At 44.1% G+C, this 19,442-nt stretch carries 14 protein-coding genes; 3 read left to right on the top strand and 11 right to left on the bottom strand.

Going from position 1 to position 19,442, the window contains the following annotated elements; genetic code table 11:
* Positions 1-142 precede the first annotated feature (142 nt).
* From GVT53_RS14400 to GVT53_RS14380, 5 genes are all read right to left on the bottom strand, one after another.
* Positions 143-1,240 (bottom strand): DUF748 domain-containing protein, encoded by a 1,098-nt coding sequence (locus GVT53_RS14400; protein ID WP_166249200.1) that lies wholly within the window; start codon positions 1,238-1,240, stop codon positions 143-145.
* Position 1,241: 1 nt separating this feature from the next.
* Positions 1,242-2,783 carry a DUF748 domain-containing protein gene (locus GVT53_RS14395; RefSeq protein ID WP_166249199.1) on the bottom strand — a complete coding sequence of 514 codons (1,542 nt, stop codon included), beginning with the start codon at positions 2,781-2,783 and terminating at the stop codon, positions 1,242-1,244.
* Between the two features lie 48 nt (positions 2,784-2,831).
* Complete coding sequence (locus tag GVT53_RS14390; protein ID WP_240905029.1) at positions 2,832-3,230, bottom strand: arsenate reductase family protein; 399 nt, start codon at positions 3,228-3,230, stop codon at positions 2,832-2,834.
* 214 nt (positions 3,231-3,444) lie between these two features.
* Entirely contained in the window at positions 3,445-5,001 is a 1,557-nt protein-coding gene (locus GVT53_RS14385) for an HmuY family protein (RefSeq protein ID WP_166249198.1), read from the bottom strand.
* A gap of 5 nt (positions 5,002-5,006) precedes the next feature.
* Entirely contained in the window at positions 5,007-7,172 is a 2,166-nt protein-coding gene (locus GVT53_RS14380) for a TonB-dependent receptor plug domain-containing protein (protein WP_166249197.1), read from the bottom strand.
* A gap of 104 nt (positions 7,173-7,276) precedes the next feature.
* Between GVT53_RS14380 and GVT53_RS14375 the strand changes: the two genes are divergently transcribed.
* Together GVT53_RS14375 and GVT53_RS14370 are read left to right on the top strand one after the other, a co-directional pair.
* Positions 7,277-8,200: a DUF6607 family protein gene (locus GVT53_RS14375; protein ID WP_166249196.1), complete on the top strand. Its 924-nt coding sequence runs from the start codon at positions 7,277-7,279 to the stop codon at positions 8,198-8,200.
* Complete coding sequence (locus GVT53_RS14370; protein ID WP_166249195.1) at positions 8,187-8,738, top strand: FMN-binding protein; 552 nt, start codon at positions 8,187-8,189, stop codon at positions 8,736-8,738. Before GVT53_RS14375 ends, GVT53_RS14370 begins: the two co-directional genes overlap by 14 nt.
* A 69-nt stretch (positions 8,739-8,807) precedes the next feature.
* Here the strand turns inward: GVT53_RS14370 and GVT53_RS14365 are convergent, their stop codons facing one another.
* The 4 genes from GVT53_RS14365 to GVT53_RS14350 form a co-directional block, all read right to left on the bottom strand.
* The gene (locus tag GVT53_RS14365; protein ID WP_166249194.1) at positions 8,808-9,536 is read right to left on the bottom strand and encodes a DUF3307 domain-containing protein; all 729 of its coding nucleotides are present in this window, start codon (positions 9,534-9,536) and stop codon (positions 8,808-8,810) included.
* A complete protein-coding gene (locus GVT53_RS14360; protein ID WP_166249193.1) occupies positions 9,533-10,132 on the bottom strand; it encodes a transcriptional regulator in 600 nt (199 codons plus the stop codon). Before GVT53_RS14360 ends, GVT53_RS14365 begins: the two co-directional genes overlap by 4 nt.
* Positions 10,133-10,550: 418 nt before the next feature.
* Positions 10,551-10,745: a hypothetical protein gene (locus GVT53_RS14355; protein WP_166249192.1), complete on the bottom strand. Its 195-nt coding sequence runs from the start codon at positions 10,743-10,745 to the stop codon at positions 10,551-10,553.
* 160 nt (positions 10,746-10,905) lie between these two features.
* A complete protein-coding gene (locus GVT53_RS14350; RefSeq protein ID WP_166249191.1) occupies positions 10,906-13,407 on the bottom strand; it encodes a zinc-dependent metalloprotease in 2,502 nt (833 codons plus the stop codon).
* 266 nt (positions 13,408-13,673) lie between these two features.
* Here GVT53_RS14350 and GVT53_RS14345 point away from each other — a divergent pair, with 266 nt between their 5' ends.
* Positions 13,674-14,396, top strand: coding sequence for a hypothetical protein (locus GVT53_RS14345; RefSeq protein WP_166249190.1), 723 nt, complete (start codon positions 13,674-13,676; stop codon positions 14,394-14,396).
* 444 nt (positions 14,397-14,840) lie between these two features.
* On the opposite strand, the gene GVT53_RS14340 is transcribed toward GVT53_RS14345, so the two are convergent.
* Both GVT53_RS14340 and GVT53_RS14335 read right to left on the bottom strand, forming a co-directional pair.
* Entirely contained in the window at positions 14,841-16,271 is a 1,431-nt protein-coding gene (locus GVT53_RS14340) for an SLC13 family permease (RefSeq protein ID WP_166249189.1), read from the bottom strand.
* 95 nt (positions 16,272-16,366) lie between these two features.
* Positions 16,367-19,315 (bottom strand): TonB-dependent receptor, encoded by a 2,949-nt coding sequence (locus tag GVT53_RS14335; RefSeq protein WP_166249188.1) that lies wholly within the window; start codon positions 19,313-19,315, stop codon positions 16,367-16,369.
* Positions 19,316-19,442 lie beyond the last annotated feature (127 nt).

The raw sequence follows: 19,442 nt of genomic DNA, 5'->3' as shown, positions 1-19,442 counted from the left end.
TGGAAGTACGGAGGCAGGGGTCGGTTTGGGGTGAAAGGTGAAGCGGTAAAGGGTAAAAAGGTTAAGGGTTAACTGTTTTGTGGAAAAGGTGGTGGGGGCTTGTGGATTGCCTACAAACGATAAAGCCTTCCTAACTCCTTACTCAGTCCTTCTCACTTTGTTCTTTGGCGGTTTCCTGTACGTTCTTAAACTCGATATCATCGTCTATGATGCCCTTGAACGCTTTGATCCAGGCATTTTTAAAAATGTTCGTCACGGTGGGCCACGTTTTCGTCCTTACATTCTTTAAATCGCCTTCAATGGGCACTTTGGTAGCGAGCGTGTTTTCCTTGTGGTTTTTTAGGATAAACTTAAAAAAGCCCACAAAACCCTCCCATAAGGTTTCCAGAAAGGCATCTTCCTTGCCAATGAGCTTGGCATCTTTGATAATGGGTTTCATATACCCCTGAAGGTAGCCATCGGCAATGGCCATTTCGCTGTACAGGTTAAAGTTCCCCTTGTCAAAATCGATTCCGGCATAGTGGTCCGTAAAGTCGTTGAGGGCCGTGGCGTTGGCATTTTCCAAGGTTAGGGAGAGGTCCATATCGGGAATTTGCTTTACCAGATCCATTTGACCTTCCAAATGCAGGTCGCCCCCTCCAATGCTTACGGCATCGGCGGATAGATTGCTGGGCAATCGTGCCTCTTTCCTAACCACATTGCGTAGGTTGGTCGCGTAGAGCTCCAAATTTTCCAGGTGCAGGTCAATGTTGGGGTCCGCGGTCAGCTGCACAAAGGCCACCTTGCCGTTATGGATTTCCAGCTTGTTGATGTCGATGGGCACCAAATCGGTGAGCGCCTTGGACCAATCCTCCACATCGGCATCTTCGGGCGTGTCCGTTTGTTGGTCCTCGAACACATAGATCATCTCAGGGCGCGTCATGTTGATCTCGCTCACCACTTTTCCCTTTAAAAGGGAACTCCACTCTATGGAAATATTGGTTTTTTCAAAATGGAGAAAGGGAATCTGTGAGCCCGCATTCACTTTGTTCAAATACAATTGGTGTATGGTGTAGGCACCGGTGATCAGCGAAAGGTCTATGTCCTCCACATGCCCATAATGACCGGGAATGTCGGCCAGAACCTTGTTTACATAATTCTTTACCATGTACGGTAGCGCGATCCGTAGCCCGATCAGCAAAATAAGCAGGGTCAAGGGGAACAGATACCGTTTGCGCTTGTATATCTTTTTTTTGGCCATGCTAATTTTTACGCTTTTTTCCGCGGCCGGTCATGGTGGAGACCAGACCTTCCTGCAGGTTGATCCATAAATAATTAAAGAAGGATTTATCTTGATTTCGTCCTACCTTGAAGCTCCCGTAGCGGAAGCCGTCCTCATCGGTCTTGTCGCCATTGTTCGCAAACAGGTTCACCACCGCCGTGAGCAGTTTGTTGACGCCCAAACGGTCTTTTTTGAGTACGATGAATTCAAAGTTTTCGTATTTCATTTTCATGTCGCCCTGAGACTCCAGTTCGTTGCCGCTGATGGTAAAATAGAGCTGCTGCACAGTGCCTTTGACCTCTGCCCCTAAATTGGACTTTAAAAATGGATTGATGCTCTGGGACTGGAAATTGGAAAGCGAGCCCTTTGCCGTAAAATGGTTGGACATGTTTTGGGGGTCGAACGTCCAGCCCAGGCTAAACGGCCCATTGTCCATAAGTTTTGCGTTTACATCCACCACCACATCGCCCGTGCCCCGACTGTGCAGGTTGCTCACGATGGCATCGATTTCCGTAAACATTAGGTTCTTGGGCTCAATATCTTCCTTTACGCGTTCCTCATACCCTATTTTGCCATTGGAGATTTGGACCGTATCAACCTGTAGGTCTAGTTTTAGATTGCGAAGTGCTTGGTTGTATAATTTTTTGTGGGACTCATCGTCCGGCAACAATTTATCACGATACACATAAAAAACAGGGCGTTGTAGCTGCATGTGCCCCATGTGAAAATAAGGGAGTTCGTCATCGACCCCAAAATTCCAATCCTTCAGGGCAATGCTATCGATGATGAGATCGTAGTGGTCGTGTTCCATGGCAAGCCTTCGCGAAAGTTCGGCCTTGGTGTATTTGGTACGCAGCACAAACTGTTCAAATCCACCGTTATCAGGGGTCAACTGCATTTTTTTAAACTCAATGAATTCCAAAGGACTCATGCTGAAATATCCTTTTTCAGTGCGTAATTGATAGTCGCCATAGGCAAACGGAATCTTTTCCTTGGCGGTATTTTTATCAAAATTGATATTGGAAAGGGTAAGGGCTATACCTTGGACGGTAGCGGTACTGTCCAATTTTTTGTTCAACATGTGGAAGCTCCCGTTTTCGATTCGGAAATTTTCCACCAGATATTTTTTGGATGGTTCCGAAGTGTTCGCTTTTGAAGTGGTATCCTTTTCCTTTTGATGAAAAACCACTTCCGGGGCGCCAAGATAAATTTCACCAATGGTAATGTCGCCGTTCTGAATCAGGGGAAGATACTCCAAACCGGACAGTGTGATGGATGCCGCCTTAAAGTCGATAGTGTTGTCAGGGTCGTTGCCACTGACTTCTTTTAGGCTGATTTTGCCCAAAAAAACATTGGTGCTTATATCGGCATAGGTTAAATTGAGTGCTTCCGGAACTTTTTCGTTGAGTATGTTCTTTACCTTGTTGGAGAAAAACAATTGTGCCGCAACTCCCGCCAAAACCAATAGCAAAATGGTTCCCCCTATTATTTTTAAAATGCGTGAATTCTTGTTTTTCGGCATGGGCGTGTTAATGGCATGTTTAGAGCATATACGTTCGGATCGGGTATTCTAGTCTTCGTCCTCCAAAAAGGGCACTACCTCGGAAGGAGTATCAATCTGAATGGCTTTGTCGCCATTAACAACAATGGGCTGGGTAACCACCTTTGGATTGTTCTCCAAAACCTTCAGCCAATCGTCCTCACTTTTAAGGTCAGGATTTTCGCCATACTCTTTGATAAAATCTGCATGGTCGGTATTGATCAGTCCTTTTATGGGCTTATTCAATAGATCGGCCAATTCGGTCCATTGGGTGGCCGTAACCTTTGTTTTGCAAAGGTCTACGTTCAGCACCTTTTTTTTGCTGGATTTAAGATAGGCAAAAGTTTGCTGTCCCTTATTGGAATCGCTATTATAAAACAATTGTATTTTTCTGTTATCTGTGGCTATTACTCCCATGTCGTCCTTCATTATGATGTGTTTTAATTTAAAGTAACCGCTTTTTGATGTTTTGCCTTAACGCTATCGATTTTTTTAGTGTCGTAAAAGCGGATAAAAAAAAGCGGGACCATAGGCCCCGCTCCTCACACAAACTAACTCAAACCGAACCACTCAGGATGATGGGATAACAAAAGGTGTGGTGGGTCGAGAGTTGAGCATCTGAATAAATGAATCTTATATTTGTTTATAATCTTTCGTAGGTAAACTGGTAATGTCCCCTTTCCCCTTCGGTGCTGGTGAAGGCGGTAAAGTCGAATTTGTAGTAGTTGCCGTCGGCATCCTTTACAACATAGTACCTATCATCTTTGACTACGCCACCAAAGGCATCTCTCCAGCCACTTCCAACAACGGCCCTGTTATCATACACAAAGGCGGATTCGTCAACATCGGCCATGGTAAAATCAGCATACGAGGGTACGTCAAATTCGGTTACTTCATCTGTTTCGGAATCCACCTCGTACAAGGTAACCTGATAAAGCCCGGTGCCTCCCAATGTATTGTGCATCACAAAGTCGGAGAAGGTCAAGCCGGCAATGGTAGGGCCTTGCGCGCCATAATAAGCGAATACGCCACTAAGGTTGATGTCCCACTGCTCTTTGGTGGGCTCTACGCTAACGGTCTCGCCATTGGTCAAACTAAAGGCGGTAAGGTTGTAAGCGGTATTTTTTGGAACGGTCACTTCAGTGAACGATTCGGTTTCTCCCAACGCTGCATACTGAATGGTGTAATTATTGCCATCGCTCAAGATCCTTACTTTTAAAAACCCGCGATGATCTCCCGAAGTGTCAATGCTCCCGGGGTCGATAGGAGCCTCAAGCTCTTCTTCAGAAGGGATCTCATTGCCCAAACTTACAATGTAAACATAGTTTTCTTCGGGATTGGTGGAGATTTCGGCAAATGCCGTATCGTCCAAATTGCCTTCGGGATAATCGGTAAAGGAAATACCTTCTTCCAAGTTTCCATATTGAAAGTATCCGACCGGCAAACCTTCCAATACTTCGGAAACGGTGCTTACGGTCACAGGTTCGGGCTGAAACATGGCGTTCAGACCTGTCAACTCCATGGGTTCGGGAAGGTTACTGGCTTCTGTAATGGCAAGTAGATCGGTTTCCCCGGTAATTTCCACTGCGGATACAGCAAGTGCGGAATTAAGGAACACACGATTTTCGGTACCGTTGTACAATCCAATTTCCCAAATATCCCGTTTAACCGTGGTTTGAGTCTCCGAACTAAAATCAAAGTAGACTTGATTGGGTATCGTGGCCCCGCCATTATCCGTATCAATAACGCCACCGGTGGATGCAATGGGTGCGTAGCTCACCAAGGTAGACGCCGTAGAACCTTGCGACCAGTCGGTTTGGTCGAAACCATCTATGGAGAACGTCACGGATTTCGTGGAACCTTCGATGGCATTGGACAATTTGTTAAAGGTAAACGATGCATCCTTGTCACCAGCCGCTACGGAGACGGCAATGGTCCCAGATGCACCATCCGGTGTTGTGGTAAAATCCGTTCCATACTCGGCATTGGTGCCCGTGTAGTTCACATTGATGGTTCCTGCCTCGGAAGCCGGCCTTGAAAAACTCAAGGTAATCTCTTTGGTGGTGTCCTCCTCGGTGGTACCAACGGTTTCGCTGCTAAAGTTTACCGTAAAGTCTATGAGGTCTTGGCCTTCATCATCGCTACAGGAACTAATAATAAGAAGGAGTGCGATCGCTTTTAAAAGGATAGTTTTTTTCATTGGTTTTAATTGAAATTTAGATTGTATAATAGTTTTAGGTAATATGATCTTCCATTGCCGAACAAACGACTTGGGGCCCCGCCGCTCCCATGGGCGCCGGTGGGCGTATCCGAGGCATTTACCCGAACAATGTCGAAGATGTTCCGAGCGCCCAGCGTAATGCTCAAATCTTTGGTTATGTTGGTCCGTGCCGATGCATCCATCCAAGTAAAATCGTCCGTTTGGCCCACGACGGAGCCATCCGTACCGCTGAGTACTACTTGGGACCTGCCCGTGTATTTTAGTTGTGCCGACAATGCGGTCTTGATGGAGGGAATGCTATAACTTAAGGCGGATTGTAGATTGAAACTCCATAAAAAGTCGCTGCTTATTCCTTCGGAGGCATCAATGGTAGTGGATTCTCCCATGTAGGTCACCCCCAAAGAGGCTTGCCAACGGTTCATCATAAGGGAATTCTCCAATGAAAAACCCAAGATTTGGGAACGGTCCACATTGTCAAAAGTGAACAGGTTTCGGTCTTGGTCGTCCGTGCTGATGATGGAGGCAATCTTACCATCAATATGAAAATAGAAGGATTTTAGCGCGGTTTTGAGCATGCTGCTATCGGATAACCGGAACTTTTCCTCCACATTCAAGAATACGGAAAGGCCGTCTTCCGGGTCAAGATCGGGGTTTCCCTGTACGTTATGGTTGGAATCCACAAAGTAGAAGAAGAGTTCCTCAAAATTGGGTGCCCTAAAGGCAGAGCCGAACACTGCTTTTACCTTAAATGAATTGCTGAAGTCGTAGGTGGAGGAGAGGGACCATATCAACTTGTTGCCAAACTGGGAGTTGTTGGTAAATCGTGCCCCTGGAAATATGGAGAACCTGTCGGTAATATTAAAGTCCAGCACTCCGAAAAAATCATAGTTCTCCAACGTGTTTTCCACCACATCGCTGGAGTATTCGCCCGTGGCGATGGCATCGAAACCGGTTTGGTGGTTGAACTCGTACCCCAATTGCAGGTTGAAGAAATCCGTGCCGGGGACAATGTTGCTCACAAACCCCTTGGAGTACCAAATTTCACTGGATTGACTTAAATCGTCGGAGTTGACGGATTCTATGCCCTGTTGTAGAATATTGTACACATATTGTTTGTAATACCGTTTTTGGGTTTGGTGGGACAAAGAGAGGTTGTAGACCGTTGACCCTTTTAGGGGTCCCGTGATGTTAAGGTTGTTCATGACCCTTTCCGTATCAAAATTTTCGTCCAAGGCGGTCGGGTTCGGCATGCCCGTGTTGCTATCCAACCTTCCGTTTACAAAATGATTGTATACCGGAACGGATTCATCGTAATATTGGATTTTATAGAAGATGTTGTGTTTTCCTATGGAAGTGTTGAGGTTTCCGTACGCAGTTAACTGTTCTTTCGGGTTCCACTCCATGCCGCGAAGGCTATCGTTCACCACGGCGTTATCCTGAATATTGACGTAGTTTTTCCCTTTGTAGCCATTAAAAAAACCAGCATTGTCGTTTCGGGAGCCCCCGATGGCAATACTGGTCTTATCACTCAATTGATGGCTAAGTTTTACATTTTGGATATGTCGGCCTTCATCAAAAAGCGCATATTCACTACCTACGGTTTCTTCTTGCACGGATAGTTGCAGTTGCCATTTATGGTTATTGTCCAATCCCCGCTTAGTCACAATATTGATAACACCTGCCACCGCATTATCGCCATAGAGGACACCCATGGAGCCTTCCACGATTTCAATGCGTTCCACATCCTCAAGGTTTATCTGGGTGATGTCAATATTGTTTCCAATTCCATTGTCACTGGCCATGGGGATACCATCAATAAGTATTTTTACGTACTGTCCGTCCAAACCGAACATACTAATGGTGGAACGCCCTGTGGATGCATCTGGGGTAACGGTGATGTTCAGGTTGTAATTAAGTATATCGGCCAGGTTGTTTCCTGCAACTTTGGCAATGTCCTTTTGATCTATGGTACCTACCGAGAACAATTTTTTACTGAGGGACATCACCTTGCTTTCCCCGGTCAATATCACCTCGTCCAATTGCTGCATGGACAATGAGTCTTTTTCTTGTTTTTTGGATTCCTGAGCAAGTCCCATCACAGAAAAAATCAAAGTCAAAAATAAGAGGTTGGTATTTTTATTTAGACTCATTCTATTTAATTTGATGACAAATATATATTTTATTTTTATTCAATCTAAATTAGTTTAGTATTTTTGACCAGATCATTTTTTAAAACATTCTAACAAAGACCAATATGAAAAAATCAATCCTGCCCTTGCTGTTTTTAGCTTTTGCAACAATTACGGGCACATCACAAGAAAAGAAGGAACTGGACCGCGAAGCTATTTTGGACATGTGCGGCTGCTACGAAGTGAGTTTTAAATACACGGAGACCTTTGCACCTGAAATTGACTACGAGAAACATTTGGACTATACCTCCAAAGCGCTGGAACTTGCATTGCCGATTGTGGATAAGGACAATAAAATCTCCATACAGCACTTATTGGTGCTGAACGATACCATGGTGATTAAACACTGGAGACAGGATTGGTTGTACGAGAACCAGCAAATTTTCCATTACGACAAGGATAACAATTGGGTTTTTTCTGAGTTGCCGGCCGACCAAGTGAAAGGGCAGTGGACCCAAAAAGTGTATCAGGTGGACGATAGCCCAAGATATGCCGGTTCATCGACTTGGGTGCATTTTGATGGAAAACATTACTGGGAAAACCAAAGCGATTCACCGCTTCCGCGAAGAGAGTATTCCAAAAGGAGCGATTACAATGTTATGAGCCGTGGTAATCGCCAAGAGATCACATCAACGGGTTGGGTTCATGAGCAGGACAATGATAAGATCATTCGTAAAGATGGTGAGGAAGATGTGCTGCTTGCACAGGAAAAGGGTTACAATACCTATGTAAAGGTAGCCGACGAAAGATGTAAGGCTGCTACCGATTGGTGGGGCGAGCACAAAGATTTTTGGGCGACCGCCAGAGATGCTTGGGACGAGGTGTATGATAGGGAAGGAGACCTTACTCTGCTAAAACAAGTGGATGGACAACCCATGTTTATGAAATTTTATGAGCTGGAAGCTGCTAACGCCGGTAAGGATGAGATTTTAGAATTGATCAATAAATTTGTGACGGATAATGCTTCAAAAGGGAATGCTGGCAAGTAGGTTTAAGGGACATACAGCAGCAGTGGTTCTGATCACGTTGTTATTTTTTGGGTTTAAGGCGGACAAGATATCGCCGAAGCTTCAAGAAAAGATTGACAATGCCATACAAGGAACCTATGAAGTAGAGGAATTCTCCATGGAACGGATAGAGATTGCGTCCAATCTGAACAAGCGGACCCCCTCTGAATTGGGTGGGGAGAATCTGTTCAAGATCATTTCTTCGGGCAAAAAGGTTGGGTATATTTATGTGGGAGTCGCTCCAAGTTTAAAGAAAACCTTTGACTACGTGGTTTTGCTCAATCCTGACCTAAGCGTGAAAAAATCCAAAATATTGATCTACCGTGAAGACCATGGGCGCCAAGTGGGCAGTCAGCGTTGGTTAAAACAGTTTATCGGAAGAAAATCGGGTGAAAAACTGATTTACGGGGAAGATATTGATGGGATATCAGGGGCCACGGTCTCTGCGAAATCCATGACCCTTGCAGTAAGCAACGTGTTGGAAAGTTTACAGGTTTTAAAAAATGCGAACGTTTTTTAAGCAAGTGTTTCGGTTAATTTTGAAAAAGCCATTCTTTATTGGATGGCTTTTTCGCTTTTAAACAATGGCTTAAAGTTGTTCGGATAGATATACATAAAACATGCCCGAAAGTATGGCCAAGCCAAAACTTAACAACGTTCCGATCAGCACATACTCGGTTAGCTTGCGGTTTTTGCCCTTGTTGAGGTCTCCAAACCGGAATACGGATTTGGCCGCGATCAAAAGTCCAATGGCGGCCCATTGTTGCATCAAAATAAAGCCGAACACAAAGAGCCTTTCCAGCATGCCGATATAGGTTCCGGCGTTTTTTAGTGACCCTCCTTCGGTGGTATCTGCGTCGTCCCTGGCGACTTCATCAATGTAGGGGGCCAGCAACATGCGCATGATGATTCCCGAGACATAGGTGACAAATACCAAAAAAGTTGTCAGCAGTAAGTTTTTTTCGGTGAACAAAGCACCAAAGTTTATCGGGAACGGTGATATCCAGTACAACACACCGCCTAGAACCAAAAGATGCAATATTTGGTCCGCCACAAACAACCAGCGGTAGTTTTTGGGATTGGTAAGCGATAATTTTCCCAAGTCGATGAGAAAGTGCGTCACCACAATAATAATGATCGGTACAATATGTTGAAACTGTAGGATGATCAATAATGTAAGTAAGTGGACCCCGATATGGAAATAGAGGTATTTGGACCGTCCCTTTTTCTCCAATTTGTCCTCGACCCAATGTGCAGGTTGGAGGACAAAATCTCCAATAAAGTGGGCGAGTATAAGTTTTAGGGCCAAAAGCATCATAATTGTGCGAGTTGTTCCCTGTAAAAATGAATCATTTTTTTGACTTCGTCAAATCCTGCCTTGTTCAATTCTTCGCTAATGTTCCCTTGTGATTTGTTGAGGAGCGCTGCCAGTTCTTTTTGGTTCATTTCCGGGTAGTCCATGGTACATTGTACTGTTCGGGATATTGCGGGCGTCCAATCGTCCATGGTCAGAAGCGCCAGTTCCAACAATAGGTCCATGTGCCCATCAAATTTTTCGTTAGGGGTTTTAATCCCCAGATTTTGTTTTTTGAGGTTCTCAAAACGTTCACCGGAGTTTACAAATGCGGTGCCGTTGGACTCGGTGATTTTGGGAGCGTCATAATTTTTTTCGCCCAATCCAATGGCTATCCGAACATCCAAATGGCGAATTTGTTTGATGCTCGCCTTGATGTAGATGGCGGCTTCCAATGCGTTTTCCGGCTTGGTCTGCAGTTGAAAGCTATCGCCCCGGTATATTTCCCAATCCTTGGGTTCGCTGCCGTATTTGGTCAGCGCTTCCTTTAATAGGGGCAGCCATTTGTTGGCCTTGTGTTCCGACGAGTTCTTAATGTCCCCTGTGAGTATGGCTATCATGATGATGAATTTATATAAATCTGTTGATTAACAGATAATCAAATATATCTGTAAAAAAGCAGATAATCAAATATATCTGTAAAAAAGCAGATAATTTATTGATGGCCATATAAAAAAGAAACCGCGACCATGGCTGGCGCGGCCTCTTAAATCAACAAAAAACACTATCCTCTTCTCCATTTCTCCTGCATTTTTTTATGCCATGCTGCATGGATTGTTGTGATCGGAGAATACTTTCAAATCTCTTACAGTTGCCGCTACCTGTAGATTGTACAGTTGATCGGCAATACTTAACTATTAGCGCCACATGGTCTACATGGGTACCAATGCTTATGTTTTAATGGGTGTTTTTGGCCAAGTATATAAACAAACCGTAAAATGAGGCTTATTCTATATGGCCATTAAAAGGGGTGAAAAATTATTTGGATTTTTCTTCCAAATCATCTTTTGTGGACTCGTCGGTAAAATCACCCGTATCCTCAAAATGGGTTTCGACGTAGGTTTTTGAGTTGAGTTGATTTTGGAAATCGTCGCGTTGGTCCACTACATAATATAGTGTTGATGCTGCCAAGAAGCAGGAAAAGTAGATTAAGCTTTTTGTCTTGTAGTTCATGATGTGAGATTTGGGATTACTAAAGTAATCAATTCAAATGGGAATCTCACGTATATGTTGTGAAACGCTTCCTTAGGGATGCGTACCTAAAAAAAAGCAAGGTGTGATCGATGAACGACAACGACCACACCTTGCGGGTGTTTACCTGTTTAAAGAACAGCTACTTTGTAGGCTCCAATATAAGGTCTATGCGCTCCAAAGCGTCTTGCAGATGGTAACGGCTCATGGTGTCCGAAATTCTGGCAAGACCGCCTCTGATATCGCTTTTAAGGTTGTTGAGTTCGGCACGTGCCACCGAACGAATATCCGACTGGCTGGTGTTGATCGGTGTGGATTTTCTATACCCCCCGAAATCGGGCTGCTTGCTTTGACTGTCGGCAGTCATCAGGTATTCCAATCGGTCAATATGTGCTTTTTGGAGGTTTCTGCGGTAGGTGTCGATGGTTTTTCCATTTCGTGTCTCGGACCAAATACCTCTGCGAAGGTCGCGCATCATCTCCACCAATCCATAGGCCTCGTCACCGTTCAAAGTTTCATTTTCGATGAGTCGGGCCAATTTTCCCAAATGTAACATGGTGTTCAAGTAACGTTCCTGTGTGGAACGGATTCGCTCTATGGAACCAGAGTATTCAATTTTATTGAAAATGTTCCGGTCAATTAGCCACTCGGGAGTCTCAAAAAGTTGTTCCTGCATAAAATCCATCGCCCTTTTTTGATGTTCCTTGCTCACATGGGTATAAACGGCCCCTTCTTGATCAGCGGTTTTGTGGTATTCATAAACGCCTCCAATGTTGTTGGAGACATGCCCCATATATCTGCTGAACTGGGCCACTACATGACCGTACATGGTTTCGAGGTCGTCATAATTTTCGCCGTCCTCTGTAGTCCATTCAATTAATTGTGGCACAATGCGCTTTAAGTTTTCGATACCGTACATACTGGCCTCCATGGCATCGTCGCCTAAATCCTCGGTCTGTGAACTTGGGTCGTGTATGTCTCCTACTTGTTGGTGTCCGAAACGGTACATGGGGTCACCTGCGTGTTCCAAGATCCAACTGTTCAAAATCGGTTTTTCCTCTTCTGCGGTTTTGTCCAAAATAGGCTTGTATCCCCATTTGATGGAATACTTGTCGTAAATACCAATATTTGGCATCAAGGCAACACCCTCGTCACCGGGTTGGGCAACATAGTTGAAACGGGCATAATCCATAATGGACGGCGCAGTGCCATATTTCTTTGTAAAACTTGCAGAGCGCAACGAGTCGACCGGATATGCAACGCTGCTTCCCATATTGTGGGGCAATCCAAGTGTGTGCCCGACCTCGTGGGAGGATACAAATCGTATCAAACGACCCATAATTTCTTCCTTGAATTCTGTTTTTTGAGCCTCTGGGTTAATGGCAGCGGTCTGCACAAAATACCAGCCGCGTAGCAAGCTCATTACATTGTGGTACCAGTTAATGTCCGACTCCAAAATTTCGCCGCTCCTTGGGTCGCTCACGTGCGGGCCGTTGGCATTTGGAATCGGGGATGCCAAATAGCGCACTACAGAATATCTTACATCTTCAGGGGACCACTCTGGGTCTTCTTCAACAGATGGAGGGTCTTTGGCGATAATGGCGTTTTTAAAACCTGCGGCCTCAAAGGCCACTTGCCAATCTTCTATACCTTGTTTAATGTATGGGACCCACTCTTTGGGTGTGGCCCTGTCCACATAATAAACGATTGGTTTTTTGGGCTCCACCAGCTCACCGGCCTTGTATTTTTCAATATCCTCGTCTTTGACCTCAAGTCTCCAACGATCTAGATACGTTACTGTTTTGCTTTCCTGTGCCTCAAGTCCATAATCTACCTGGCCTCGGGCAAACCAACCCACACGTCTGTCAAAATAACGACGTTTCATAGGTTCTTTGGGCAATAAGATCATGGAGTTGTTGATTTCCAAAGAAATGGACCCCAAGCTGGAATTGCTGGGCGGTTCACTGGATAGATACGTTTTTACGTGTCTTGCCTCAATGTTCAAAGGATAACTTTTGATGGATTCGATATAGCTTCGATCACCGTCCATTCTGGTTACTTTGAATCTTTTTCGGTAACTATCGGGAAACCCAAGTGCTTTTACATCATCGGTGAACATGGGGTCGATTTCGATTACCGTTGCGGGGTTCAAGGAATCTTTTTTATTGATGGCCTTGATGTCGAACGAAAAAAGTACCGGTTCAAAGTTGGAGTTTACCACAGCTTCGTGAACCGGAAGGGAATCTGCCGCCACATTTTCATAAGAAGCTACACGGACCAATACTTTTTTGTCCTTTTTTTCCCAGCGGAGTACTTGCGTGTTGATTTTTCCACCACCAAAACCAATGCCTGTCGCTGTTTTGGAGATTCGGCTCACCATTAACATTTCGCGGTTGAACAGGGAATCGGGGATTTCGTAATAACGTTTGTCATCTACGGTATGCACACTGAAGAGACCTTCGTCGGTTTTTGCATCCTTGGTGATTACCTTATCGTAAGGTTTTATATCGCCAGGTTTGGATTTGTCGTCCTTTTTTTGTTCGGTTTCTTTCTTTTTCTTTTTGAAAAGTTGGGCGTCCGTATTTTGAACGGTACCCAATAGAATAATGACTACAAGTAGTCGAGGGAGTAAATTTTTGATCATTATATGTTCGTTTGAATAACTATAAGCATTCAAAGAACCTAAAATTCATGAAAACTAACTGTTAAATAAATATTAACAACTGTTTTTTTAACGGAATGCCCCAACCTTTGGGAGTCCTGCCTTTTACTGATGGTTTGGAGGTAATCGCCCCGTATGGCTGGGCTTAACGGACGTTTGGAATTTGTGAAAATTTCCTAAAGACTGTAACATTTTCGGTTTTGGTCAGTCTTATAAGCATATCATCAATCACAAAATTCAATCAAAAAATGAACAAGTTATTATTAATTTATGGTAGTGTATTATTAAGTAGTACCGCCATAGCCAACGACCAACAAAATACCAAGGTTGTAGCGGTACAGTCCGAAACACCGGGTAGTTTAGAAAACAGTTTGACCACCTTGAACATAGGAGCAGCGTTAAACGATTCAACTTCAGAAATGGCAGATTATGCCTGGTATGAATTGAATTTAAATGAAATAGTGTATTTGGAGGAAGAACCAGAGGTAGATCTTGGTTTTGATACCGCGGATTATCTTCCAGAAGGTTTTGATCCCCACAAAAGCTATTTTGATTTGAATTCCATCATATACCTCGAAAACAATGTAGATCCTTCATTGGGCTTTGATGTCCAAAAGTATTTGCCGGAGAATTTCAACCCTTACACAGATGTGGTGGATGTACATTCCATCAACTACATGGAGGACGAGGATATGGACCTTGGATTTGACACCAAAGATTACTTGCCCGAAGGCTTTTCACCTTACGAGATGTATATCGACCTAAAATCGATTACCTACTTGGAAGAAGAAACCGAGCTTGTATTGGGAATCGATAGCGAATATCTATTGCCAGAAGGTTTTGATCCCTACACAGATGTTATAGCCATTACTTCGGTAAACTACATGGAAGAAGAAAATATGGAACTGGGCTTTGATACTTCCAAGTATCTCCCTGAAAATTTTGATCCTTACTCAGGGTCAATGCAGTAAAATGTTCTCATTTTACAACTTATTTGAGTTAGCTATGAAAACCCCTCGACCGAGGGGTTTTTACTTTTGTAGACCATCTGTTTGTTAAGAAAATCTAATAAGTGTCTGGTTAACAAAAAAATAACACCAACATATGTGATGGTGGTATTTGTAGCAAAACAGCTTTTATTGTAAGGATAATTCAGTCATATAGATGTTTTGATAAAATTATTTCAGTAAATGGTGAAAACTTTCAAAAAGGATAGGGCCCTTAGGTTTTTATTGCGACGTTAACAAAAGACTAATTATAATAATCTTCACAAAAAAGGGTTATAACTTTGTACCTAACAAAGAGTTACGCTTTGCTTGCTAAGGGTTAAAGCGTTAGTTTGAGTTAGTTTCTTACATTTTTTTGAGTTAGTTAGTTTGTGAAAATGCCCTTCCGCCCGGAGGGGCATTTTTAGTTTAAAACAATAGCGGAATCACAAACTGGAAAACTAAAACAAGCAACACTACGGCAATCAAGTTCAAAATGACACCAACACGGGCCATTTGTGGAATCTTTACGTAGCCACTCGCAAATACAATGGCATTGGGAGGAGTGGCCATCGGAAGCATGAATGCACAACTACTGGCAATGGTCACGGGAATCAATAGGTGTAGCATTGGAATATCCAGACCAATCGCAATACCTGCCACTACAGGGGCCAAAACAGCCACTAGCGCTACATTGCTCATCAATTCCGTCATAAAGAGCATTAGGAATATCAAAAGTGCAGCCGTGAACAATATGCTTATTTCGCTTTGGGCTATGCTGTTCGCTACCATATCCACAATGCCACTGGTTGACATTCCCTGCGCTAAGGCAAGTCCACCTCCGAAAAGTATCAATATTCCCCACGCCAATTTAGAGGTATCCTTCCAGGTGATGATGAAATCCCCCTTTTTTATGTTATAGGGAATGGCAAAAAGAGCGACCGCGGCAAAAATGCTGATCATGGTATCCGTAAGGCCAAGGTTCGGGAATAGGTTGTTGATCAATGTCCTAAAAATCCATAGGAAAACCGTTACGGCAAAAATTGCCAAAACCATTTTTTCCTTTCCGGTGGTAGGGCCCAGTTTTTCCAGTTCCACCTGAATGACCTCCTTGGAGGCACTGAACTTTAAATCTTTGTTGGGAAACATCCATTTTACCAGAACCACGTAGCAAATCCCTATCATAATGATGGAAAACGGCAACCCAATGGTCATCCACTTTAAAAAAGAGATTTCCGTATTGTATTCGTTTTCCAAAAGACCTATTAAAACAGAATTTGGAGGTGTACCAATTACCGTGGCAATTCCCCCTGCATTGGCGGAAAAGGCGATACCGAGCATCACACAAAGCGCAAAATTCTGATCGTTCTTGGTAAAGCCGTCCTCGTCATTGATCAATAGATTGATGACTGAAATGGCAATAGGCAACATTACCACCGTACTTGCCGTATTGCTGATCCACATGCTCAAAGTTGCGGTGGCGATCATAAAACCCAAAATCACCTTGTTTGGAGTGGTTCCAGTGAGCCTAATAATGTTCAGGGCAATCCTACGGTGCAGGTTTACCTTTTCCAGGGCAAGAGCCATCACAAAGCCACCAAAGAACAGAAATACAATGGGGCTTCCATAATTGGCACCAACTTCCGCAATGGGCAGAATCTTTAGAATAGGCAGTAGTAGCAAGGGAAGGAGTGCGGTAACGGATATGGAGACAGCTTCGGTAATCCACCATATCAGCATCCATGCCGCAACCGATATTACGGGGTCGCCCTTTTCCGAAACGATTTCAAAAGGCAACAAGTTCAATACAAGAAACACGACCGGCCCTAGGACCAGCCCAATTTTTTTGCTTAGTTCCATTGGGGTTCTAAGCTATGCTTTTTTGTTAAAAGATAAAAATAAAGAAGCCCCGTGATGGGGCTTCAATATGAAAAATAATTAGAAAAGTGATTGGTTTATTTGATTTTGAAGGTCAATCTGCCAAAGACGTATCTTCCGTTCTGTCCAAATTGAACAGACCTCCTTGAGTAGATAAACCTACCCTCCGATCTAAAAGCAGGATCGTTCTCGTCCGGATAAACATCCAAAAGGTTATTGGCTCCAATGGTGAATGTTGCACTTTCGGTAAAATTGAAGCCAATGGTCAGATCGGTCACAATTTTTGCCCCAAATGTATAGTCGATGGTAGGGTCTTCTTCATTGGTAGCTTCCCTCACTTCGCCAAAATACCCGTTTCGCAAAAAGAAGCTCCAATTGTCCCCGACTTTTACGTTGTGGGATAGGTTTCCTTTGGTGGTGGGCACTGCAGATTCCAAATAGATTCGACTTGTTGGGTCAAAATAGGTGTCGCTAAGTCCCGCATCCGCAATAGCTTCGGGAACTTTCACCTTTTCAACGGTCGTTTCGGATACGGTCATGGCCAAAGTGTTGGTCAGTGAAACATTGTCCGAGATGTTCGCTTTGTGGTCCACAACAAAATCCAAACCTTTGGTCTGGGTATCCACAGAGTTTGCAAAGAAAGCAGCCTGTGTGGCATTGGCCTGTTGGAACAGGTTTGCCAATTCGGCATTGTCGTTATCATCAAACTGTCCGGTGAGGATTACTCGATCATCGATATTGATGAGGAATCCGTCCAAAGTAAATTTTAGGTTGGCACTGGGCACTCGTGCCGTAAACCCGGCCGTTGCACCTACCGATGTTTCCTCTTTCAAAGGTTCTATGCCCAGCAATCGGGCCACCCTTGAGGTGTTCGGAAAAACACCAACTTCGTTCGGTACCCCATCCACAAATAGGGTGGATGTGGAGCTGTAATGGATTTGATGTAATGATGGAGCTCTAAAGCCCGTTTGTCCACCACCTCTAAAATTGAAGTTTTCCGAAATTTTCAATCTTGTGGCCACCTTAAAGTTCAAGGTTCCCCCAAAATCGGAGAAGTTTTCATACCTGACCGCTCCACTGAGCAAAATGGATTCGGTAAAATCAGCTTCCACATCAAAATAGCCCGCAATGGTGTTTCTGAAGGCATTTACCTCATTATCAGGTTTAAAGCCTGGAAAAACTTGAATGCCACCAGGTCTGGAATTGCCGAAAAAATCCGTCGGAACTACTGAATCTGGATCGGTGGGATCGTGTGGAATGCCCAGGGTGTTGTATTGCGCATAGGAGATTTCCTCTCCGGCTATGATACCGTAATTTTCCACACGGTATTCGGCCCCGAAAGCAATGTTCAAGCCTGCCATGGTATCTTCATAAAAGCGGCTCATATCAAAATTGGAGGTGTTTTCACTATAGTCGAACCCACCCGAGTTTGCTTGAAAAGGAGTCGCATTTTCCATTGAAGCATTGTTGGAGTTTGTAACGTGGTACATGAACTCGTTCTTTCCATAGGAATTACTAAAGTCAACGTTCCAATCCCCGATCATTCCCTTGATTCCAAATGCTGCGGATTTGTCAACAATATTGGAATTGATTTCTGGCAAGAAACCATTTGGATAGGCAGGGGAGTAGGTGCGCGACTGGTTCGGAAGGCGGTAAAAACCACCTGCATTACCATTTTTAAAACTCAGACCGCCAAACCCGTAGATCTCCAAATTCTCATCCAACGGTATGGAAAGGTTGGCAAAGAACTGGGCGCCCCTCAGCTTGGATTGACCGACCCGCATGTTGAAATCGCTTCGTTGCAAACCCCTGGCTAAAAGCTCTTGATCGGTAACATTATTGCCCGCGATACCGGTGACAATGTCATCATCATTGAAAGTCAGGGAAGATAAAATTCCAGCTTGAGAATTGACTCCATCATTTATTCCGAAAATTTCTTCATAAGTATTGGCATTATTGATTGCATTAATGGTCTCTTGACTAAAATAACCTACCTGTGAAGCATATTGTTGAACATCAGAAATATCATTGTCCAAAAGTTTGGAAACATCATATCCCGCTTCATTTGCCACTCTTTCTATTGCATTGGCTGCATGAAATATAGAACCTTCCCATTCTTGCATGCGATTGGTCCATCCGCGGTGGTTGAAATTCCCAGTAAAATTGATAAATCCACCCTCTTTTCCAATGGGCAATCCGTAATTCAATCCTAGATTTACCTTTTCACCATCGATTTTCTTTTGTGGACTATGCTCGCTGGTAAAATGGGCTCCTGTGTTCACATCTACCTGTAATTCGTTCACCGTATTTTTAAGAACGATGTTGATAACACCGGCAATGGCATCGGAACCATATTGGGCGGCAGCACCGTCCCTAAGGATCTCGATTCTGGAAATGGAGTTGGATGGAATAGTTGTCATATCTGTCCCAACGCTTCCACGGCCAAATGTCCCGTTTACGTTCACCAATCCGGTTTTGTGCCGCCTTTTTCCATTGATGAGCACCAAAACCTGGTCGGGCCCAAGTCCGCGCAAAGCTGCGGGGGCAATATGGTCCGTACCATCGGAAATGGTCTGCGGATTTGATGTGAACGACGGCGCTGCGTAGTTCAGGATTTCGGTAACGGTGACCTGCGGTGCGGATTGTACAAGTTCGGTTACATCCAACACATCAACGGGTACTGGGGAATCGGTAGAGGTTCGGTTGGCGTTTCTTGATCCTACAACCACAACATTTTCGAGTTCGAGTCCGGCTTGCAGTGTTACGTCCAATGTACTGCCGGTCACGGTCGCTTCTTGGGTATTGAACCCGACATAGGAAAACACCAAGATGTCCCCAGTGCTTGCTGCTATGGAATAGTTGCCATCAAAGTCGGTGATGGCTCCCGTAGTTGTTCCCTTTACTTGGACCGAAGCTCCGGGCAAGGGTACGTTTTGGTCGTCATAGACGGTTCCTGTTACCTCTTGTGCCATTCCGGTAAAAGATACCAACAGCACGAAAAGGAATGCTAATTTCATTCTTTTCATATAAGTAGATTTTAGTAAGATTATTGGGGTATGCTGCTGGAAAGTTCCCTTCCGCTCGGGAAGAAAACGGTGGTAAGATAGAAATTTTTTTAAAAACGAAACCCCTGAACAGGTTTTGAAGCTCAGG

It is taken from the genome of Flagellimonas oceani, from assembly GCF_011068285.1.
Lineage (GTDB): Bacteria > Bacteroidota > Bacteroidia > Flavobacteriales > Flavobacteriaceae > Flagellimonas > Flagellimonas oceani.
This window is presented reverse-complemented; position numbering and strand designations above follow the sequence as displayed.